A 23,978-nucleotide genomic window follows, 5' to 3' on the forward strand; every position below is an offset into this window, starting at 1 on the left:
TTCAGAAGCTTGTGCGTTACTTATATGTTTTAAACTTCTTTATTGTTGATGGTTTTTGCTCGAGTTCATCAACTAATCGCGCTGTATCCATTTTTATTTCAACTTTATTCTGAATGCTCAAATCAGATGAAGGTTGTTAAACATGGATGTTGAAAGTGAAACGTTGAAGTTGTCGGACATGACGCCTGCGCAACAAGGTGTCTTTTATGATTTGTTCAAGGAGCAAATCCCATCCTGGTTACTGGAATCGTCGAGTGTCGTGCGCGACGAGCTCTACGCAAGCCTTAAACTCAGCTACAAGTCCCGGCACACCGCACGCGAGCAGGCCAAAGCGTGGAGTTCGCCGCAAAGTTTCTGTGCGTCACTGTTGGCCAAAGCGATGTCGGACAAGCTGGGGGAAACGTTCGATGTCACGGGCGCGCTCTTCCAGCATGTGCGCTCGACTTCGCGCCTGTTGGGATTGCGCAAAAAACTGGTGCTGCCGATAAAACGCGATTTGCTGACTGCCGCCTGCGAGAACTTTGAACTCTCGGAAACAAAGTCTGGCAACTATAGCGATAATTCGTTTCTTTATATTCCGGAGCGCGTGACGGGGCAGCGTAGTCGCATATTGGACCTCAAACCACATGAGTTTGCCAAACTGTGTCGTGACCTCGATCTGGGCGCGCAATACCAAAAACATGCAGAAGCCATGTTTGGCAGTGATACTCAAACGGGCAGTTTGCGCGCCGTTTCGGTGGCGTGCTCAAGGGATCAATTCGACGTCGATCGGCACATTGCTTTCATGCGCGGGCATATCAGCGCTGATGTTTATGCAATGCTCAAGTCAGTCAAGGACTCGGCGTCCCCCCTCAGGCTGGGTACTCAAACGCTGGGTTATCGGAATCTCGAATTGCTCGGGGTGACCTTGAGGGGGCCCATGTTGATCGGGCCGGTTGGCGCAGGCGCTGCGGGCGATAAGCGTTGTGTGGTTTATATACCCGGTGACCCGGATCATCCATTGAAGGAATACGCGTCGTTCTCGCAGTTCGAGCGCCAGTTGAGCATGCGTTTGCGAGAGGTGGAATGGCGCAATTTTTTCATGCGCTTTGTCCTCCTCGGGGAGCGCTCGACATTCTTTGCCGGCCTGAACGTAAAACTGTTGAATGCCAATACCACACAATTTCCGTTTGCCACCGTCTACTTGCCGGTGACACCCGTCTCGCCTGAGGGTGATGCACAGCACGACCTGTTTGTCGCGCTGTTCAAGCATCACTCGAAAAAGGTTCGCGCAGATTCGCGCTTGCTGGTAGTGCCGACTGGCGATGAAGATGAAAAGACCCGCCTGGCCAGGCTGGAAAGCTATAAGTCCATCGGGTTGAACTCGCTCGCTTTCTTTGCATCTTTTGTGCCTGTTCTCGGCGAGATGATGTTTGCTGTTGCCGGCCTGCAATTGCTCAATGAGATCTACGAAGGTGTGGGGAGCTGGGCCCATGGTGATCAGGAACACGCGACGGATTGCCTGTTCGACACCTTGGAAAACCTGATACTCATGGCTGCCTTTGCAGCGGGTGGGGCGACCGCAGGCAAGGCCTATAAAACCGTGCGCTCATCAAATTTCGTGCTGGGTTTGCGACGTGTACCCATTGCGGGTAATGAACATCGATTGTGGAGTCCGGGGATGGCCGCCTATCGCCAATGGGAGCCCGTTCTGGGTGGTCTTTCCAAGGATAGCCAGGGATTGGTCTGGCAGGGTGGGGAGTGTTATTTGCCAATGGGAGCAGATGCCTATGCGGTACGTCCGGTCGCCGGCACGGGTTTGTGGGAGATGCGCGGCACGTCGTCAACCTCGCGATACAGCCCGTTGCTCGAAACCAACGGGGCGGGTGCCTGGCGGCACGACTCGGAACTGGCGCAAGACTGGAGCCAGCTCACGCTACTGCGCCGCCTGGGTTACCGGGAAGAAGGGCTGCCGGATGCCCGCGCCCTGGAGGTCATCGCCAGCACCGGTATCAATGAGACACAGATGCGCCAGTTGTTCGTCCAGAGTGGTGAGCCGATCGCACTTCTGATCGATGCCGCCAGACGCTTTCGCGCTGATGCGCAGGTTTCGCGGTTTCTGGAGCATATCGGCACGCCGTCGCTGGCTTCTTCCGCCGATGCGGATCTGCAGTTGTACCTGCTGACCACGGCGTCGACCTGGCCCAAGGATCTGGCGGTAGTCGTGAAGGACGCTGGGGCAGCAGAAGTAGCGCGTTACGGCGCTGAAAGTACGTCTCGACGCGTGGACATCAGCAAGGACGCGCTGCGCCAAGGACAGTTTCACACGGCACTGCTGGCGGGACTCAAGGCGGACGAGAAAGTGACTCTGCTGGGTTCGAAGGCAAGTAAACCCTCCGAGCAGAGTGCCTTGCTGACCACTTGTGTCGCAGCGCTTGCATTACGCCAGCGTTCGGCGTTGATGAGTCGGCTCTATCAGCGCGTTGATGTCTGTGAACTCGCGCGCGGGGAACCCATCCGCAAGGCGTTTTCGCTATTGTCAGCCAGCATCGCTGACGAGCTGGTGAGGCATGCCGATGTCACCGAATGGGAGCAACTCGAATCCGCAAAAGTACCGCTTCGACTCGCCGAAGAGGCTCGGTGCTTTGAAACGATCCAGCGATTGAACCGAGCTTATGAGGGGCTGTACCTGGATGCGGTCAGTGGCCGCGATGCCGATGAGTTGTTGCTCGACACTTTGATGCACATGCCTGGATGGCCTGGTGATGTCTTGGTCGAAATCGTGGAGGCGGGAGAGTCTGCCCGGATCGGTCAAACCAACGCCGCCTACAAGGTCGTCATCAAGGCACATGCAGATCATTATCAGGGCCTGGATGCGCAGGGAACCGTTTTGTCGACGCAGCTTGCCCGGACCCGCGCAGATTTTTTCCAGGTGTTATGGGAAAGCCTTCCGGCGCATGCTCGCAAGACGCTTGGCGTGGCCACGGACACTGACGGCAGCCTGCTTCGACAGAAAATCACGGCATTGGCATTGCAGCGCCGCGAAGCTTTTTCCCGATTGCTGAGTGTCGAAGCGATTGCCACCGACTACCGCTCGCCCATGGGGCTGGCGGACCGTCGGGTCGAGCACTCCATGGGACTCTCGGCGCCAGATACCAGCCCTTTGAAGCCCAGATCTGCGGCGATCATGCAGCGTGCGGCCAAGCTGTATCCTTCCCATTTGACCGAGCAGATCGAGCGGTTTGTGGCGTTACTGGATGCTGACGATGTCCTGGCTGTCAGAAAGCTTGAGCAAATGCGGGTTGAATACCAAACGATGGTCGATACGCTGGAGCGCTGGGTCCATCGCGCTACCTGGTATCACACTGCTGACGGTGTGCGCGAAATGGTGCCCTCTCACAGCAAATCCCGCGCCGCACAAGCGATCCGGCGCGCCTGGCGCCGCGAAACCCGCATGGCTCTTGAGTCGGGCGACAGTGGGCACTGCCTGGTACTCAATTCGGTGCCTTTGGGGGAGTTGCCGGTCATCGTCGCCGATTTCAGTCACATCTTCGTGCTGCAAATGAGAGGGGTGGGCGCAAGTGGCGGGTTGAACACATTCCTGCGTAATTTTCCGCGGCTGAGCACACTTGATTTGTCGGGGAACGGGCTGACGCGCATTCCTCAGGCAATCGAAGAAATGCCCGGTCTGAGTCATCTGGATCTGAGTGAAAACCGGATCGAGCTCATTGAGTCGGTGCTCGAGTTCGGCAACAACGACGGCCTTGTTTCGCTGGATCTGAGTTTGAATCCGACGCTGGGGCGCGTACCTCGAATCGCGTCCCAGCGTCAACTGCACCGGCTTGAACTGCGGGCTTGCGGAATTACTGAATGGCCCACGGAGATCGATGCGCTGACTGAGTTGGCGGCGCTGGATTTACGCAATAACAAAATCGTCGAGGTGCCCACAGCTGTCTTCAAATACAGGGCAACCCTGAGCCGAGGAATCAATATTGACGGCAATCCGCTGTCGGCATCGAGCCTCAAGGCAATTGCCCAATATCAAAAGACGCAGGGAATGGATCTGGGCGTGATGATCAACGATTACCCGGGCACGGCACGGCAGGCAGGTGACAATAACGGTACCGGCTGGGTGAGTGGCTTGTCGCAGGTGTCGGTGGCTCGCGCAGAGGAAGCGTTGACGTCTTTGCTGGCGGATCCGCAGTCCCGTGATTTTTTCGAGTTACTTGAACAATTGCGCGCAGCCGCCGACTTCACCCGTACCCGCGATCAACTGGGCCAGCGCGTGTGGAACGTGCTTGAGGCGATCTGCGCAGACGCCAGGCTGCGCCGTACGCTATTTCGGATGGCCAGGGCCGGTCGAGCCAGTGCCGTTAATGTGGCCGTGCTGTTCAGTGACCTTGAAGTCCGATTCTTGTGTTACAGGGCTGCCGCTGCAACGCGCACGGGCACGGGCACACAAACCCTGGAGGGAGAATTGATCGGCCTGTTGCGTGGGCTGTTTCGATTGCATGAGGTGCAACGGCACGCCTTGATGGACGTTGCGCAGCGCGCGCAGTCCGGTTCACTCAGCGCGCAGCAGGCACTGGATATCGGCCTTTTGTACAGGGTGCGACTGGCCGAACGACTGCAACTGCCCGGACAACCCCGGCAACTGGATACCGAGCTGGACACTGAGGTCACCGATGGGCAAATCGATCAGGTCTGTCAGGAGGTGATCAGGGCTGAGCAAGGCCCGCAGCTACTGGAGTCGATCAGTCAGGAGGAGTTTTGGTCGGAGTACCTGGCGACGACGCAGCGCGCAGCATTTGAAGACAATCTGCAACATAGCGGGCGATCACTGGCACAACTGGAAAGACGAACCGGATTGTCTCGCCAGGCGGCCTCGCAACAGATGAGGACCATTCTGGATAATTTCAGGAACGAAGCTGCACAGGTACGCAGGCGACTGACAACCCAGGCGTTGAGTCGACATCCGGGTTTGGCCTTGCCGCCGGTCACGGGCCAGTTTGGGCAATCCCAGGATTAAGCAGAAAACCCCGAGTCCGCAGGCGCGGGCTCGGGGTTTGCGGTCAGCGGCGACGGAACAGCGGCAGCGGTTCGTCAGTGGCGGCCTGATAGGTCACCGAGAAGTCCTTGAGACCTTCAAGGGCTTCGTACGGGTCTTTGTCCGCACGCACGGCAAAGGCGTCGAAGCCACAGCGGTGCATGTAGAACAGCTGATCGCGCAGCACGTCGCCGATCGCCCGCAGTTCACCTTTGAAACCGTAACGGTCACGCAGCAGGCGGGCGTTGGAGTAGTTGCGGCCGTCGGTGAACGCCGGGAAATTCAAGGCAATCACCTGAAACTCAGCCACGTCTTCACCGATTTCTTCGGCTTCTTCGTCGGCGTCCAGCCAGACACCCAGGCCACCGTCGCGGGCCTTGAGCATGCGGCTGTGTTCGCGCCACAGTTGCAGCGGCACGATCAGATCGTCGCAGTTACTGATCTCGTCGATGTTGAAATCCTTGGGCAGCAAGTGCCAGGTTTCGTCGACGACCTCGTTGTTCTTAATGATTCGCTGCATAGACGCGTTCCTTGAAGAGGTCGATGCCAATACGCTGATAGGTGTCGATGAAGCGTTCGTCTTCGGTACGTTGCTCAACGTACACGTCGATCAGCTTCGAGATCACGTCAGGCATGGCTTCCTGAGCGAAGGACGGGCCGAGGATCTTGCCCAGGCTCGCATCACGGCTGGCACTGCCGCCGAGGGAGACCTGATAGAACTCTTCGCCTTTCTTGTCGACGCCGAGGATGCCGATGTGGCCGACGTGGTGGTGACCGCAGGCGTTCATGCAACCGGAGATGTTCAGGTCCAGCTCGCCGATGTCGAACAGGTAATCGAGGTCGTCAAAACGACGCTGGATCGATTCGGCAATCGGGATCGACTTGGCGTTGGCCAGCGAGCAGAAATCACCGCCAGGGCAGCAGATGATGTCGGTCAGCAGACCGATGTTCGGCGTGGCGAAACCGCCTTCACGCAGCTCGCCCCACAGAGTGAACAACTGGCTTTGCTCTACGTCGGCCAGAATGATGTTCTGCTCGTGCGAGGTGCGCAGCTGACCGAAGCTGTAGCGGTCGGCCAGATCGGCGACGGCATCAAGCTGTTTGTCGGTGATGTCGCCCGGCGCAACACCGGTCGGCTTCAGCGACAGGGTCACGGCGACATAACCCGGCTTTTTGTGCGCCAGGGTGTTGCGGGTGCGCCAGCGAGCGAAACCCGGATGCTCTTTGTCGAGATCGGCGAGTTGCGCGGTCTGGTTTTCCAGCGCTTTGTAGTCCGGGTCGACGAAGTGCTTGGCCACGCGCTGCAGTTCAGCGTCGGTCAATGTGGTCTGGCCACCGCGCAGGTGTTCCATTTCCGCATCGACTTTCTGCGCGAACACTTCCGGCGTGAGTGCCTTGACGAGGATCTTGATCCGCGCCTTGTATTTGTTGTCGCGACGGCCATAGCGGTTGTACACGCGCAGGATGGCGTCGAGGTAGCTCAACAGGTCCTGCCATGGCAGGAACTCGTTGATGAACGCGCCGACTACCGGGGTACGACCGAGGCCACCACCGACCAGCACGCGGAAACCGAGCTCGCCAGCGGCGTTGTGCACCGGCTCGAGGCCGATGTCGTGGACTTCAATGGCGGCACGGTCAGCGGTCGAACCGTTGACGGCGATCTTGAATTTACGCGGCAGGTAGGCGAACTCCGGGTGGAACGTGGTCCACTGGCGGACGATCTCGCACCATGGGCGCGGGTCGATCACTTCATCGGCAGCGACACCGGCGAACTGGTCGGTGGTGACGTTGCGCAGGCAGTTGCCGCTGGTCTGGATCGCGTGCATCTGCACGGTGGCCAGTTCAGCCAGAATGTCCGGGATGTCTTCCACCGCCGGCCAGTTGAACTGCACGTTCTGCCGCGTACTGATGTGGGCGTAGCCCTTGTCGTAGTCGCGGGCAATCTTGGCCATCATGCGCGTCTGACGCGAAGTCAGCTGGCCGTAAGGCACCGCCACCCGCAACATCGGCGCGAAGCGCTGGATGTACAGGCCATTTTGCAGGCGCAGGGGGCGGAATTCTTCTTCGCTCAGCTCACCTGCCAGATAGCGTCGGGTCTGATCACGGAACTGCTTGACGCGGTCCTCGATGATCCGCTGATCGTACTCGTCATATACGTACATATAAGTCCTGTTCTCAGGCTTTGGGCTACTCGGAAAACGCTGCGTTTTCGCGTGCTGGAGTCCGATTTTGCCTCTGCAATTCTGCGCGCACGGCCGCGCACTCCCTAACGGAGCCGGGGCAATATACCCGTTTGCAGTTATGCGCAAAAGTGATGTTTGAGTATATGTAAAGAACCAAATCGCCTAACGAGAATCGCTGTCAACTAACCCACATTTGTCGTGCGGACAATCATCGTCTTAACTGTGGTCGAGTCTTTCTGCAATCACCGATAAAACCGACAAGAGGCGATGCAATGAGCAATCCGACCAAGGCAAGAAAAAGCGACAGCAGTGTCGATGCGTGGGCCATTTTGTTCCTGATCATTCTCGTAGTAGGGACAGCGGTATTCTGGGTCAGCCATCAGTAAACGACCTATCCGGGCCCGCGCCCGACGAATTGTCGGACAAAAAGCGGGATCAGGCATCAATAGCCGCTAGATCGAAGGCTATAATGCGCGGCCATTTTTCCTTGGGCCCGGATGCTTCATGTTCAAGTTTTTCCACATCAGTCTTCTGTTGTTCGGCGCGCTGTTCCAGAGCGGCGCACGGGCCGAGTCTGTGCTGTTTTTGAATCCGGGTTCGACGCAGGAAGCCTTCTGGGTCAGCTATTCGCAATTCATGCAGGCGGCCGCCCATGATCTGGGAATCGACCTGCAGATTCTCTATTCCCAGCGCCAGCCCGAACTGACCCTGGCTCAGGCGCGCATCGCGTTGCAGGGGTCGAATCGGCCTGAGTACCTGATATTCGTCAACGAACAATACGTCGCGCCGCAAATATTGCGCCTGGCTGAAAACAGCGGCGTGAAGCTGTTTATGGTCAACGCAGCGCTGACACCTGACCAGCAAGCGTTGGTCGGCGAGCGTGACGACCGCATCGGCAGCCTGGTGCCGAACGACGAGGAGGGCGGTTACTTGATGATGAAGGAACTGATCCGTCTGCATCCGTCGTCGACAAACGCTGAGCCGATTGAAGTGTTGGCGTTCTCCGGCCTGAAGGTCACGCCCTCGGCGCAGTTGCGCGAACGCGGCATGCAGCGGGCGCTGGCCGAACATCCACAGATCCGCCTGCGGCAACTGGTGTACAGCGGCTGGATGCAGGAACGCGCTTATGAACAGGCCAAACAGCTGTTCGCCCGCTACCCGAAGGTGTCGCTGGTGTGGTCGGCCAATGATGAAATGGCCTTCGGCGCGATGCGCGCGTACGCCGAAACGGGCAAAGTCCCCGGCAAAGATGCCTTGTTCAGTGCGATCAATACCTCACCGGCGGCCTTGCAGGCGTTGCTTGACGGGCGCCTTAGCGCATTGGTCGGCGGACACTTCACCTTGGGCGGCTGGGCGCTGGTCGAGTTGCATGACGTTGAGCAGGGCGTCGATTTGAATCGCTACGGCGGCCGTGACCGGCAGATTCCCTTGTTGCAATTGATCGACAAAGCGCATGCCCGGCAAATGCTGGCCATGGGCGCGTCGCCGGACTACGGGGTGAATTTCCGCAAGCTCTCGGCCAAGGGGCAGCCGGAGTCCTATCGCTATCCGTTTACCTTGCAAACGCTGATGCGCTGACCGCGTCAGACACCGGCGAAATGCAGCACCAGTTTGACGATGGCAAACAGCGTCAATGCAAACACCGCGGTGAACAGAATGCCCAGCATCACGAAATGGCTGGGCTTGCCATGGGTGAAGTCCCTTGCCCGGTTCTTGCCGCTCTGCACCCCGAACGCCGCTGCCATCACGCTGTGCAGCATCTGCCAGAAGGTCGGTGGTTTGTTGTCGACTGGATCGTCCATAAATCCCCCTTCGAAATCGTGCCTTGAAAGCATAGTCAACGCGGCCGGCAGTGCCTGACTTTTCTCGACCAGATGAGTCGTTACAACTGTTCCGTGGCCGCTATAACTATGTATCGCAGTACCGTGGGACTGAGATGGTGTCCTGTCGCTCCATTTACAGGAGCGATCTATGTCCCCCAATTCCCTTACTTCCCAGGTCGATGCGCCGAGTAAACCTCTGGCCACGGACAGTCTTCATGCGCAGTTCCTTGAAGCCTCTGTGCCGCAATGGCTGATCGATGCCAGCGGTCCGAGAAAAGCCGCAATCAAACGCGCCGGGACGGCCAGACCGGGCTGGTACACGAATGCGTCGGTGCAACAACGGCAGCATCTCGATGCCCGTTTCAAGGACAGTGTCACGGCGCAGATTCAACTGGACAAAACCATGTCCACGTTCAAAGACATCGACGCCTTTGCCCGGCCTTTACTGATTGAGGCGTTGAAAAGCCGACATCAGGTCGATGTCGACGTCGACAAGACCTTTATATGCCTGAAGCGCCCTTTGTCCATGGGGGTTCTTGCGGTGGAAATAGGTTCTTTCGAAGTCTTGAAGTTGCCGATGCTGCAGGCTGCGCTGCACAACTTCGAAAGTCGGGAATGCGAGTATGGTGCCTTTCACCGCAGTTCCGGGTTTATCGTGGAAACCGCAACCCCTGGCACTTACACGTCAGTGCCCGTTAACGTGTCGGTCAGAGGCTTTCTGAGCCTGTGCAGAGATCTCGACATCGGGGCGCAATACCAGGCGTATCTCAAGTCGTTTTTCCGCCCGGAGGATACGGCGACTGAAACGACCTTGCGCGAGCATTTCATTGCCAGCCAGAAAGCCGCCCTGAGGGCCGCCGCCGAACGAGCATTGCTGGCCAAGGATATCGAGCCGGAAGACCACGCAATGATCCTCTCGGTCATCAAGGGTGAAAAACGCCCCAGAGTGGGAGGGAAACCGGTCTGGTTTCGTGACTTGGGGCTGATGCGGGAAAGACTGGTCGGCTGCGTCGTCTTCACGATTGCTGAAAAGCGTCGTTCGTTCGAGGCGGTGATTCTCTATGTGCCCAATGATCCTGAACATCCGCTGAAGCGCTACACCGGCAAGCAAGTCAACGACACGTTCAAGCGCCTGTTTACCGCTCGCGATGCACGACAGGCACAGAGCGCCGAGCCGACGCCTTACCAACGGTTTTTCAGCCAGTTCATGCCTTATGACAAACGGCCCTATTACTTCAGCCAGTTCGTGAAGGAGGCAGACGACTCACCTGCGGATGTGCTGTGGTCGCCGTGGCGCCGGATCGTCGAGGTCATCACCCCGGCTTTTCCGTTTATCGAGATTCGGGAACTGCCACCCAAGCGCACGAAAATGCAGCCGGACCCTGACCCTTACCTCGGCGCCTCGCTGATGCTTCACGAGGGCAATGACCCCTGGGCGGACAACACCGACCTGTGGGTCTATCTTTATGAACAGCATCGTGACCGGGTGCTGGCGGATGCCCGCAGCCATGCGGTGCCGACTGCCGACGTCAACATCAAGACCCGCGATGCCAAACTGGCGGCCCTGCTGCAAGTCGGGCTGCTGGCGCTGAATATGGTGTCGATGTTCGTTCCGGTGCTGGGCGAGGTCATGATGGTGATCATGGCCGGGCAACTGTTATACGAGACCTTCGAGGGCGTGAAGGAGTGGAGCGAAGGGGACAAGCACGCGGCCAGGGCGCATCTGGTGGATGTGGCAGAAAACCTTGCGCTGATCGGCGCGATGGCCGGAGCGGGCGCGGGGTTCAACCGCCTTGCTGCCGTCAAGCCTGAGCCGGTGATCGAAAATCTGCACCCAGTGACATTGCCCAACGGCGAAACACGTTTGTGGAATGCCGATCTGCGCGGCTATGAGCAGCCTGTCACGCTGAGCGAGTCGACCGGACCGAATGCTCTGGGGCAGCACCAGGTCGATGGCAAAACCTGCATCCGCCTCGGGGGCAAGGTTTACGAGCAGATTCTTGATCCAGCGACGTCGCAATGGCGCCTTCGGCATCCCACTGACCCCGATGCGTACCAGCCTGTGCTTGAACACAACGGTCAGGGTGCCTGGCGCCACACGCTGGAACGCCCCATGTCCTGGGACACTCTGACGCTCCTGCGGCGCATGGGCCATACAATCGACGGCCTCTCGGATGAGACGTTGCTGATGCTGGCCGAGATCAGCGACCTCAGTGACAGCACCTTGCGCAAGATGCACATGGACCATTTGCCCCCACCGCCCGAATGGCGCGACGCCTTGCGTCTGTTCAAGGCGGACGCGGCGGCAGGGCAGGTAATCGAGCAACTGCGGGGGACGGCGCGAATTGATGAGCGCTACCTGTTCGCGCTTGCGCTGATCACCGACATGCCACGCTGGCCGCGTGGGCGGGTGCTGGAAGTGTTCGAAGGTGTCGAGCTGTCGGGGCCGTCCATCCAGTATGGCGCCGGGAAACAGCTGCCTGGCACTCTCACCAGACCGGTCATCCAGCTCAATCGGGCCCAGGTATTGAACGGGGAAATGCCGGCGCGGATTCTGGCGGCACTGGACGAAATCGAAATCAACTATTTGCTCGGCAGGGACGCCGCGCGAACGGCTTCAGCGAGGACTGACGCATTCCGGCAGCAACTGGCCGACTTTGCCGATACGCGCCAGCCAGAGATCTTTGCCAGCCTCTACGCGGGCACTGAGCTGGCCAATGCGCGCGTGCGCATTCTGCAGGGCGAGTGTCCCGGCCTCAGCGATGCGGCTGCGCAGGATGTACTGGATCATGCCACAGCGGCTGAGCTGGCCCGTCTCGATCATACGCGGCGTTCGCCCTTGAAGATGCTCGAAGAGGCTCGCTGGCATGCCCGTCAGGGACGCCAGACGCGCGCCTTCGCCGGGTTGCGCAGTGCCAACCTGGCCACGGCGGACAGTCGACGACTGGCCTTGCACGCCTTGCAGCAACTGCCGGGCTGGCCGTCGACGCTGCGTCTGGAGGTTCGCGAAGGCAGCATCCGCGGCGCACTGCTCGACAGCATTGGTGAACACACCGCGCCCGAAAAAAGCTACCTGGTCAAGAACGGGGCTTTTTATCGGGCATTCAATGAACGCGGGGAAATGCTCAATTTTACCTCCGGCCCGGGCGACAACTTCTACCGCTCGCTCATGCATGCGCTGCCGGATGACGCACGTTCGGCGATCGGTTTGCCCGAAGTCAGTCGCAGCCGTGAACTACAAGCGAAAATCATCGAATACGCCCATATTCATCGTCGTGAGGCCGCACAACTGTTGGCGCCGCAACCCAAATGGTTCAAGCCTCCGGTACGAATCAGCGCGACACTGAAGGGCTATTACGCGAGCGGGCGTGGCACGAACCTGCATGCTTCCATCGTAGCGAGCGTCACGGAGCTGTACCCAAACCCGCAACAGGCCGAGGCATTTCTACGTCAGCAGCGGGGTCAGACCGACAGACAGATTTTCACCGAACTGGGCAAGCGTCGGCAGGACTGGGAGGTGCTCAACGCCACACTGGAGCGATGGCAGGACAGCCCGACAAACAGCCAGGAAGGACAGCATCGCGGGCAACTTTCCCAAGCGCTCAGGGAGGCTTGGCGCAATGGCCCGCTGGCGGAGCACTACGCCGAGGCGACGCGGCTGTCGCTGGTTTGTGAGACGCCTTTACCGGTGATCACCAGCCGTTTTCCCCATGTGCGCGAGCTTTCGGTGATGGGCAACGGCATCACCGACGCCAATGCTGATGCGCTCCTGGAACTGTTCCCCAATGTCACCTGGCTGACCCTGGGAGATCGGGGGCACAGCTACGGCCAACTGTCCGTCAGGCCTCAACCACTGACCTCATTGCCCGAGTCGGTCAGCCGGTTGTCCGGGCTGACCCATCTGCGGTTCTCGACCCATGCGCCTGCTCTGGCGGAGAGTTTTGCGCGCAGGCTCGGTGCGCTGACGTCTCTGCAGGCACTGCGCATCGACTATTCGGGATTCGACTCGACCACCCTGCATGCGCTGGACCTGTCGGGATTGAGTGGTTTGCGCACGCTGCGAATCAACGCTCCCTACGCTATGCGGCAATGGCCGGCGTTCGTCGAGCGGCTTGGCCAGCTTGAACGTCTGGATTTGACACACACCTCGATAGACACATTGCCCGAATCCCTCTACAGCGGACACGAACGGCTCTGGGCCGGGCTGTCGCTGGACTGGTCGAAACTGAACCGGGCGGCGTTCATGCGCACCTTCGAATACATCAAAAACGCCTCAGGCGCCTTCGGTCATCTGGTCGATCTGAATCAAATGGTGAGCGAGTATTGCCACGCAGAACTGGACTTCATGGCGCTGATACCGAACTTCAGCGATCCGCTGCCGCAGCGATTCAATGAGGTCTGGACAACGCCCGAAGCGAGACTGATGGCGATTGATCAGGTCAGGGCCGAACACGATGAAATCTTTGCCCAGTTCTACGCCCCGTCCCAGCAGGGTGGACCGCGCAACCCCGCGCTCCGGTGGCAATGGGCGACGGGGCGCAGCGCCGGCATCTTGAGGGCCCTCAAGAACAACTGGAATGGCGCGCTTCGTCAGCGTTACGGCGTGGCGGCAGACCTTTCCACGTTTGCCCTGCCTGAGTCGGGGCCCGACCTCGGAGGATCGGCATCGGTCGAGAAAATCCTTACGCTGCCGCCATTGCCGGCGGGCAGTTTTCCCCACGTTCACACGTTGCGTCTGAGCTTGCTGGATGTTCCCGCCGCACAGGCCCGCGGATTTATCAGGGCTTTCAGCGGTGCCGAAGTCCTCGATATCAGCGGCAATGCGTTCTCCGAATTGCCGTTTGCCGTCGAGGAGCTGCCGGCGTTGACCGAACTCGACGTGTCCAGTAATCAGCTCGTCGTCACACCGCCAGTGCAAGCGCAATTCAATGCGTTGCAGCGCATCGAGAAGCTCAATCTGGGGCAGAACCCGTTGCACCATCTGGATGTCAGCGCGATGACCGGGCTGCAGGCGCTGAACCTCAGATCGACGCAGCTGCAATCCTGGCCCGCCGGAGCCGAAAGCCTGCCGCAGTTGTCCTGGCTCGACTTGCGTGACAATCAAATCGCCTCGCTCTCGGCCCAGGTACTGTCCGATCCCGATGCGCTGTTGAAAGTCAATCTGACAGGCAACGCTTTCAGCGCTGAAGGTGAGACCGCGCTGAACACGGCGTTGCGCCGCATCGAAGAAGTCAAAGGGCTGGGGCAAGGCACACTGGCGCGATTCGCCGCAGAGCCGGTGCCCGCGCAGTTTCCGCCGACGGAAACGGGGACGTCCCTGGCGCACCTGTTGCTACCCCTGCCTGAGCGGGGCGCCTTGATCCCGGACGAGGCGGGGAGACTGGCGCACTTGCAGCGACTGAACCCCAGCATGACCCCCGAACGCGCCCGGTTGGCATTGCGCAGGCTGCGTGCAGCGGGGCAAAGCGATGCGCAGATAGACGCGCAACTAAGCCAATGGCATCAAACCAGTGAGGCACTGATTCGCCCGTTGAATGACTGGCTGTATACCCGGGAAGTACGCATTGGCAGGACGCACATATCGGCGCAAAGTCGCTCGCTCGCAGCATTGCGTATCTGTGAAGCCTGGCTTGAGGGGCAGACGCGAGGCCCCGCTGGCGAAGGCCTGGAGCTCAGGTTGCAAGGGTTGCAGACCGGCGACCTGCCGCCCCTGAATGCGCCGCTGGCAAGGGTGACGACATTGAATCTGCGCGGTGTGCGAATGACCGCACAAGGCTCGAACGATTTTCTGCGGGCATTTCCCGATCTCAGTACATTGATCATCAGTGGCAATGACCTGACCAGCGTTCCAGGCGCGGTGCTGCACCTGCCTGAGCTGCAACAACTGGAAATGCAGCACTGCAACCTCTTCAGCGCCACGAGTGTTTACCCTTTGCTGGGCCGCAATCGTCTGCGCAGACTCGATCTGGGCTACAACACGCTGCAGTCCTTCAACCCGCCAGGCTTCGGCACTCTCGAAACCCTGGACCTGCGCTACAACGCATTGAACGATTGGCCCGCCGGCGTTTTGCAGAGCCGATACCTGCGCCGGCTCGACTTGCGCAGCAACAACATCACGCGACTTCCCGAGTCCCTTTTCGATGGCAATCACGCGCGGCTGGTTGCAGGCACTGATTTGTCCGCAAACCATGACCTGACACTCTCCGCACTGCAGCGGCTCAGGTACTACAGCCGCGTGCATGCGGCTTCTCACGTTATAGGCATCTCACGCGCAGACATTGACGAGATGATTCGCGCTCAGCTTTTTGGCGCCGACGTCAACCCTGTCGCCGAACAGGCCGGGGCAGTAAACGAAGGCGCCGCAGGCGGTGAAGGTGGCCATGCCACTGGGTTTGACCCCCATGCAGCCGTGCTGCCTGCCGAAAGCATTTTGGATCCGGCCAATGATGTCTCGCCGAGGGCATTGAATCCCTGGCTCGAAGGGGCTTCACCGGCATTGGCCGAAGCGCGAAGAGTGCGCTGGACGCAATTGGCGCACGAGCCGGACCATGAACGGTTTTTCCAGTTGATTCGACTGTTGCGCGATACCCGCGATTACCGACTGGCGCAGGCCGATCTGACGCGCAGGGTTTGGGGTGTCATGGATGCCGCGAGCGAAAACACCGAACTGCGGGAGTTGCTGTTCCAGAACGCTGAAACCCACGGCACCTGCACTGATGGACGCATTCTGACGTTCAGTGAACTCGAAGTTCATGTGGTGGTGTATCAGGCCCTGCGCGATATTCCACCGAATCGAGTGTTGGTCAGGGGACGGGCGTTGTTGAGGTTGTCCCGACAGTTGTTTCGTCTGGAACGGGTAGAGATTCTCGCCGAAGCCGCAGGGCAGGGCCATGATCGCGCGGAAATACGCTTGCGTTACCGGATCGGTCTGACCAGTGGCTGGGGCGATGGTCTGGATCTGCCCGGCCAACCGGCGTACATGCTTTACGGCACGCCGATCAGTGATGACATGCTGGCGCAAGCCCGGGCGTCGATTCTGGAGGCGGAGCAAACCGACGCACTGCTGGTGAGCATGGCGTCGCGCGACTACTGGAACGAATATCTGCAAACGCGTCACCCGCAAGACATGAACGCGATCAGCACCGCCGTCAGCGAGCAACGCCATCAACGTTTGAGCGAACTTGAGGATCTTCGGTCAGCCGGGGAAATCGATACCGATCAATACAATCTGGAGCTGATTGAAGTGAGCAAGGCGATTGATACCCAGCGCGTGCAGAAGGTGGTCGAGTTGACTCGTCGAGAGATCAACGATCTGCGCAGCCTGGCCGATGAGTCGGAACGTCCGGGCACTCTTCCACCCATGCCCGGGCCTTCCCGGCGCCCGTAACCGCGTTTTAGCAGCGGGCAGCGTAACCCGGCCGCGCTGCCGCGTTGGCAGGTCAGCTGCAACTTACACACGCCGTTACCAACTGCGGGTCGGGCGATACAGGGATACCGCAGTCGGGATGCTCCTGAGTGGTCTGCTTTTCACTCCATCAACCAAGGAGTGATCATGATCGCTATCCCACCCGACCCGGTATCGGCGCAGCCTGTTTCGCCGACTCCGCCCGCAAACGAAAACCGGCCCGTGAAGCTCGCTGCGACGCGCAGCCTTCACGGCGTCTTCCTCGAAAAAAACGCACCACAATGGTTGACCGACGCAACGACGCAACGGCGCGATGCGCTCAAGAACGTCTCGACGGTGCTGCCGTCCTGGTATCAAGACGCCACGCCCGCTCAGCGCACGGCGTTGAGTGACAGCTTCAAGGCCAGTGTCGATGCGCAGAACCGCCTGGACAAGCGCATGTCGACGTTCGAGCCGGTTGAAGCGTTTGCCAAACCCCTGCTGATCAAGGCCTTGAAAGACCAGTACCAGGTGCAAGTGGATGTCGAAAAGACACTGTTGTGCCTTAAACGTCCGGTAGAAATGGGCGTTCTGAAGATTGAACTGGCATCGTTCGAGCTCTTCAAACTTTCGCTGCTGGACGCCGCGCTGCATAACTTTGAAGCCTACGAATGCGCGGCAGACGCGTTTCACAGCACCTCCGGTTTCGTTGTCGCGACGACCACGCCGGACACCTACGAGTCCGTGAGCCCCGGCTTGACCGTCAGCCAGTTTCTGGGCTTGTGCCGCCGCCTGGATATCGGCAAGCAATACCAGACCTATCTGCAGGGCTTCTTTCATCCGACGGACGCGGCGGCTGAAGCCGAACTGCGCGAGCGATTCATCAGCAGCCAGAAGGCGACCCTGCGCGCCGCGGCCGAACAGGCATTGTTGCAGAAGGACATCGAACCGGCGGATCACGCCATGATTGTGTCGGTGATCGATGGTCAGATGCATCCGTGGATTGGCGAAAAACCGGTCTGGTTTGCCGATCTGGGGGTGATGAAAAAAAGAATGACCGGCTGTGTGGTTTTCGATATTTGCGAAAAATACCGCTACAGCGATGAGGTGATCGTGTACATCCCGCACGATCCGGAGCATCCGCTAAAGCGCTACAGCAGTGCGCAAATGCGCGACGAGTTCAAGCGCTTGCTCACAGCGCGCGATGCTGCACAGGCTTCGAGTGCGCAGCCGACGTCCTACCAGCGCTTCCTCAGTCAGTTCCTGCCCTATGACCAGCGCCCATACTATTTCAGTCAGTTCACGAAGAAGGCCGACGATTCTCCGAACGATGCCTGGCGCCTGAAGCGCAATCCATGGCTGGCATTTATTGAATCGATCACCCCCGGTTCGGTGTTTACCCGAATCCGGGAGCTGCCGCCGGAGCGCAATGTCAAGCTTGTGCCTGAGCCTGATCCGTACATCGCCGCGTCGACGGTAAGTCGCGAGGGGCGGGGTATCTGGGCGCCCAACGAGGATCTTTGGGAGTACCTGTATAAACAGAACTGCAAGAAGGTCCTGGCCGACGCCCGAAGTCACGCCGTGCCGACGGCTGACGTCGATGTGAAAGCGCGTGAGGCCAAGCTGGCGCACTTGATGCAAATCGGCATGCTGGGATTGAACATGGTGTCGATGTTCGTGCCGGTGTTGGGCGAAGTCATGATGGTGGTGATGGCCGGGCAATTGTTGTACGAGACCCTGGAGGGCGCGATCGAGTGGAGTGAAGGCGATCGCAGGGCGGCCAAGGATCATCTGATCGACGTCGCCGAGAACCTGGCCCAGATCGTGGTGATGGCGGGGGTGGGCGTGGGTGTGCGCAAATTCTCGGCCGCCAGTCCGGTTCCGGTCATCGAACAGCTCAGCCCGGTGAAGCTGCCCAATGGCCAGACGCGACTGTGGAAGCCCGATCTCGGCGCGTATGAATCCACGGTGACGCTGGAGGCCAGCCCTGGCCCGAACATGCAGGGCCAGTACGTGATCGACGGCAAAACCTTTATTCGTCAGGACGGTAAGGTTTACGAGCAGTTTTACGACGAGTCGATCAGCAAGTGGCGCATCAGGCATCCCACGGACGCCAGCGCCTATCAGCCTGTGCTCGAAAGCAATGGCCGGGGGGCCTGGCGTCATTCACTGGAACGGCCTCTGGCGTGGGATCGCCTCACCCTGTTACGGCGCATGGGGCATGTCACCGACGTATTTTCCGACGCCGAACTGATCAAGGCTGGCGATATCAGCGGCGTCAGTGACAATGCGCTGCGCAAGATGCATCTGGATAACGCAGTGCCACCGCCAGAGCTGACTCAGGCCATGCAACTGTTCAAGGCTGATGCGGATACGGCGCGCGTCATGGAGCAGTTGCAGGGGACGCAACCGATCGACGAAATGTACTTTTATGCGTTACCGCTGGTGACTGAAATGCCGCGCTGGCCGGCGAACCGGGTGCTGGAGGTCTTCGAAGGGCCGCAAATGTCCGGTAAATCCGTCAAGTACGGATCCGAGCGCCGGGTTCGGGGTGTGAGCGTCAAGGCGCCGATCCAGGTCACCCGGCCCGAGATCCTGAGCGGGGATATGCCAGCGCGAATTCTGGCGCAGCTCGACGAGTCCGAAATCACCCGACTGCTAGGCGGGGAAGGCGCGCGCGTGCATGACGCGAGGCCGGCAGAATTTGGCAAGCAAATGGCCGCTCACGCGCAAACCCGTCAACCAGCGATTCACGACAGTATTTACAAGGGCACTGAGCCCGTCGACGCCAGGGTCACGCTCTTGCAGAACGCCTGCCCGGGGCTCAGCGACGCGGCTGCGCAAGAGATCCTTGTACACAGTCACACCGATGATCTTGCGCGGCTGGGCTCTCCCCATCGAGTCCCGTTACGGATGCTGGAGGACGCTCGTTGGTACGCGCGGCGAAGTCGGCAAGTCACGGCCTATGCCGGCTTGCGCAGCGAAAACATCGCCTCGGCGGACAGCCGCCACCTGGCGCTGCACACCCTGGAACGTCTGCCGGGCTGGCCAGACACCGTGCGGCTGGAAGTCCGCGAAGGCAAGGACAGTGGCACGTTGCTCGACAGCATTGGCAGCGAGACGGCCCGCGAAAAAAAATACCTGATCAAAAAGGGCCCGCAATTCCAGGCATTCAATGATCGCGGTGAGGAACTCAATAGCCTGCCTCGAAGCGCAGGCAACTTTTACGCATCGATCATGCACGCCTTGCCCGATGATGCGCGCCGTAGCCTGGGCATGCCCGAGGTCAGTCAGTGGCCCGAACTGCAAAAAAAGATCATCGAATACGCCGATCAGCATTACAGCACCACGCTGGCCTTCCTGGAGCCGCAGGGCAAGTGGTTCAAGGCGCCTGTGCGGGTCAGCGAAACCTTGACCGGTTACGCGGCCAGTGGAAGGGGGCCCAGGCTCAATCCGGCGCTGAGTGCACGGGCGCGCGATATCTATCCCGATCTCACCGAAAGACAGGCTGACGACTTCATTCTGCAGCGAGTGCGGGCAGGCGATACCGAAAGTCAGATCGCTGAGATGTTGCAGAACCGCTCGGATGAATGGAACAACCTTGAGACGACACTTGATCAATGGGTGGAGCATTCGACGGCTGCGCGTGGCGAGCAGGGCCACCGGTTGCGGACTGCGCAAGCGCTGAAGGCGTGCTGGCGCAAGGCACCGTTAGCCGCCGAGATGCCCGGGGCAGACCAGCTCGCGTTCATCACCTACGATCCTTTGCCGGCACTTGCGGCGGATTTTACCCATGTGCGCAAACTGACCATTGGTGGCAACGGTATGACCGACGGCAATGCCGAAGCGTTTCTGGCTCTGCTGCCCAATGTCGAGAAATTGTCGCTGGGGCAGCGGAGCAATCACTATGGCATCTATGCGCTGCAACAAATGGCATTGACCACCTTGCCCGAGGCGGTGACCAGAATGGCCTCGCTGAAAAGTCTGAAGTTCAGAACAGCGGCGTTTGCATTAGCGATCTCTTTTCCAGCCAGATTGCGAGCATTGACCGGGCTTGAAGAGCTTCACCTCAACTACGCGGGATTGTTCACTCCCGCCCCGGTGCTTGAGCTGGCACCACTCACACACCTGGAAAAAATCAAGATCGAAGGCTTGAGCCTGGTGCAGTGGCCTGCCTATGTGCAAGGGCTTCCTGCACTGCAGCGTCTGGACCTGTCGCGCACCGCCATCAATTCCATTCCTGACTCGCTCTACACCGGACATGAACGACTCTGGGCGGGGCTATCGCTGGACTGGTCGAGGTTTTCCCATGAGGCGTTCAAGCCCGCTTATGAGTACGTCAAAAAGTACATGGGGGAACTCGGACATCTGGTTGATCTCGACTTGATGGTTCGCCGCTACTGTGCCGGCGAGCTGGAGTTTCTCACGGGGGAGGCCGGGCATATCAATCCGTTGCCTGCGCGCATCATGAACCTGTGGAACACCCCCGAAACCAGACTCAACGCCGTCGAGGCTTTACGTGCAGAGCACGCCGGGATCTTCCGGCAGTTTTATCTCCCCACGGCGTCCGATGGACTGAGAACGACCATGCTATTGCCGCGCTGGCAGACGCAACCCAATGCCCGGGTGCTGCGCGCACTCGAAAAAAACTGGCGTGCTGCCATACGCAAGCGCTATAGCCTGGACTCCAATGTGCAACCGCCTGGCCCACTGGAGCGGGAACTCCCCGTGAACCGCGACGATGCCGGCGTATTCGAGTTGTATGACTCGACCTGGACGCAGAACGAAATCACCGTCAGCGAGCTACCCCGGTTACCGGCCGGCACATTTTCCCACGTGCGGACCGTGCGCCTTGACCGCATGGTTGCGCCGGTCGAGCAGGTTCGCGATTTTCTCATGGCCTTCAGTGGCGTGCGTAACCTGGAAATCACGTCGAGCGTCTTGACCGAGGTGCCGTTCAGGCCGGGCGACCTGGCGCAACTGACGCGACTGGACCTCTCCTTTAACCAGATCGAATCCACCCCGGCGCTGCAGAGCCGGATCAATGGTCTGATAAACCTTGAACATCTGAGCATGCGCCTCAATCGGCTGACCGAACTGGATGTGTCGGGCCTGACCCGCCTCAAGACATTGAACCTCAGCTCGAATGCACTCGGTGCGTGGCCAAGGGGTGCTGAAAACCTTCCACAATTGAAATGGCTGGACCTGCGCTACAACAACATCGCTGCACTGCCGAAATCCGTGCTCGGCCACGCAGACATGCTGCTGCGCACCAGCCTGATGACCAACAATCCTTTCAGTGTCGAAGGGGCGGCGGCCTTGACGGCGGCGCAAGGGCGTATCGAAAGCGCCAGAGGTCTGCCCATCGGTGCCTTGGGGCAATTTGACTTGCAACCTGTACCGCTGCTGATGCCTCCGGGCGAGATGCCGGCCGAGACAGCGTTTTCTCTCGTTGAACGCCTGTTGCCGCCGCTTCTCGAGACCACCGTGGTTGAAGGTCCCGCAGGTTTTGCACAGCGGGTGCAGGATCTGAACCCGATCCTTTCGCCGGAAGAGGCGCAGCAATGCGTGGCCCGATTACGTCTGGAGGGGCTGACTGACGCAGGGATCGATGCCCGGTTACGCGAATGGCAAGAAACCGCCGTATCACTGACCCGCGAATTGAATGGCTGGATCTTTGCCCGCGAGGCCAATGTCTACGGCAGTCTGGTCTCGGCGTACAGTCGAGAAATGGCTGCGCTGAAAATCCGTGAATGCTGGCAGGATGGCGTGACCGGTCATGTCGATGGCGCAGGGCAGACCCTGAATCTTACCGGGGTGCACACAGGTGATTTACCGCCACTGTCGACAGTGCTTTCCCATGTCCGCACGCTCAATCTGACCGGTACCCGATTCACGCTGCAAAGTTTCAGCGGGTTTTGCCAGGCTTTTCCTGAGGTGACCACGCTGACGCTCAATGGCAATGCGCTGGAGGTGCTGCCGGGGGGCGTCGGCAACCTGAGCCAGTTGTCGCGGCTGGAGTTGAGCGGCAATCGCTTTGGGGATGCGCAAAGTGTTTATTCCCAGGTCGGAGGGGATCGCCTGCGATGGCTGGACCTCAGTCACAACCGTCTGGACGACTTCAACGCCAGCGCGTTCAGCCGACTGGAAACCCTCAATCTCGCCAACAATGGTCTGCAACATTGGCCAGACGGAATAATGGAGCTGGAACATCTGCAAACGTTGAACCTGACGCTCAACCGCATCATGAACATACCTGGCTGGCTGTTGGGGGGCGCGCATCAACCACTGGTTGCCGGCACTGACCTGTCCGAAAATCCACTGCTTCTCAATAGTCTGGAACAGCTCAGGGATTACAGCGTGGCCAACGGTGGTCGCCCTGTGATGGGACTGTCGCGAGCCACTCTGGATCATGAAATCGTGCAGCGCCAGTTACATGCCGACAGCGAGTCCGATTTTGACTATGAATCGGGGTCCGGGAGCGATGACAGCGATGACAGTGATGGCGGGGGGGCCGGTGGCGGCGCAGCGGTTGTGCCGGGTGCAGATGTACATGCGGGTGTCGAGGCACTTGAGGTTATTTCCAGCTCGCGACGCGACGTGGCTGCGCCCGCCATGGAAACCTGGCTTGCTTACGCTCCCGCTGATGCACGCGCCGCTCGGCAAGCGTTGTGGCGGCAATTGGCGCAAGAAGCCAATCATGAGTCGTTCTTTCATTTGCTCTCGACGTTGCCAGATACCCTCGAATACAGATTGTCGGGTGCCGATCTGACTCACCGGGTATGGGAGGTCATACAGGCTGCCGCTGAAAATGCCGAGTTGCGGGATCTTTTGTTTGCCAATGCCGAGACCCATGGCACCTGTCCCGATGGGCGCATCCTTTCGTTCAGCGAACTGGAAACTCGGGTCTTTGTGTACACCGCCCTGCGCGATACACCCCGTCATCGTGCGGACTTGCGAGGCAGAGCCTTGCTGGATATGACTCGACGCCTGTTTCGACTCGAAAGGGTCGACAGGCTGGCGGAAGCCGCTGCCGTTAACCAGGACAGAGCGGAGGTGCGTCTGCAGTACCGCATCGGCATGATCCGGGGCTGGCCGGACGGGCTGGAATTACCGGCGCAACCGGAGCATATGCTGTACGGCACTCCCATCCGGGGGCGGCAACTGGCCAATGCTCGCGCCTCTGTACTGGCGGATGAAGCGTCGAACATGTTCCTGGAGGATCTGAGCGCGCGTGATTACTGGGGCGCGTACCTGCAAGAACAATATCCCGCTGAGTTCGAGGCGCTTGAACAGAGCGCCACAACGCGCCAGGAGGAGGTCGAGGATGCATATCCCGACAGAAACGACAGTGCCGAATCGCTCCAGACTTATCTCGATGCGATGCAAGCGCTAAGGATCGAACTGGCCGATGCGCGCTCCGCGACGCTGCAGGCGCTGACACGCCAGGAAATGCAGAAATTGGCAGGAGCGCATGAAGAGGGGCTGCAGCCGGGCCCTTCGTCACCGCAACCGGGGCCCTCGTGGCGGCCGTGACGCAGTGATGGGGCGGGCCTGGGAGC

At 59.5% G+C, this 23,978-nt stretch carries 7 protein-coding genes; 4 read left to right on the forward strand and 3 right to left on the reverse strand.

Annotated elements, in window-relative coordinates; genetic code table 11:
* Positions 1–142: 142 nt before the first annotated feature.
* Positions 143–5,008, forward strand: a complete 4,866-nt coding sequence (locus RMV17_RS12290; RefSeq protein WP_311886669.1) for a dermonecrotic toxin domain-containing protein — start codon at positions 143–145, stop codon at positions 5,006–5,008.
* 43 nt (positions 5,009–5,051) lie between these two features.
* On the opposite strand, the gene RMV17_RS12295 is transcribed toward RMV17_RS12290, so the two are convergent.
* Both RMV17_RS12295 and RMV17_RS12300 read right to left on the reverse strand, forming a co-directional pair.
* Entirely contained in the window at positions 5,052–5,546 is a 495-nt protein-coding gene (locus tag RMV17_RS12295; protein WP_007912572.1) for a DUF934 domain-containing protein, read from the reverse strand.
* Entirely contained in the window at positions 5,530–7,188 is a 1,659-nt protein-coding gene (locus RMV17_RS12300) for a nitrite/sulfite reductase (protein ID WP_105708966.1), read from the reverse strand. The genes RMV17_RS12295 and RMV17_RS12300 overlap by 17 nt, the downstream gene beginning before the upstream one ends.
* Positions 7,189–7,713: 525 nt before the next feature.
* On the opposite strand from RMV17_RS12300, the gene RMV17_RS12305 reads away from it, so the two are divergent.
* Positions 7,714–8,787, forward strand: a complete 1,074-nt coding sequence (locus RMV17_RS12305; protein ID WP_311886671.1) for an ABC transporter substrate-binding protein — start codon at positions 7,714–7,716, stop codon at positions 8,785–8,787.
* Between the two features lie 5 nt (positions 8,788–8,792).
* On the opposite strand, the gene RMV17_RS12310 is transcribed toward RMV17_RS12305, so the two are convergent.
* A complete protein-coding gene (locus RMV17_RS12310; protein WP_016983294.1) occupies positions 8,793–9,011 on the reverse strand; it encodes a DUF2970 domain-containing protein in 219 nt (72 codons plus the stop codon).
* 169 nt (positions 9,012–9,180) lie between these two features.
* Here RMV17_RS12310 and RMV17_RS12315 point away from each other — a divergent pair, with 169 nt between their 5' ends.
* On the forward strand, positions 9,181–16,419 hold the full coding sequence (locus RMV17_RS12315; protein WP_311886672.1) for an NEL-type E3 ubiquitin ligase domain-containing protein: 7,239 nt from the start codon (positions 9,181–9,183) through the stop codon (positions 16,417–16,419).
* A gap of 165 nt (positions 16,420–16,584) precedes the next feature.
* Positions 16,585–23,952, forward strand: coding sequence for an NEL-type E3 ubiquitin ligase domain-containing protein (locus RMV17_RS12320; protein WP_311886673.1), 7,368 nt, complete (start codon positions 16,585–16,587; stop codon positions 23,950–23,952).
* Positions 23,953–23,978: the final 26 nt, after the last annotated feature.

Origin of the sequence: Pseudomonas sp. VD-NE ins (assembly GCF_031882575.1) — a bacterium.
GTDB classification, from domain to species: domain Bacteria; phylum Pseudomonadota; class Gammaproteobacteria; order Pseudomonadales; family Pseudomonadaceae; genus Aquipseudomonas; species Aquipseudomonas fluorescens_BZ.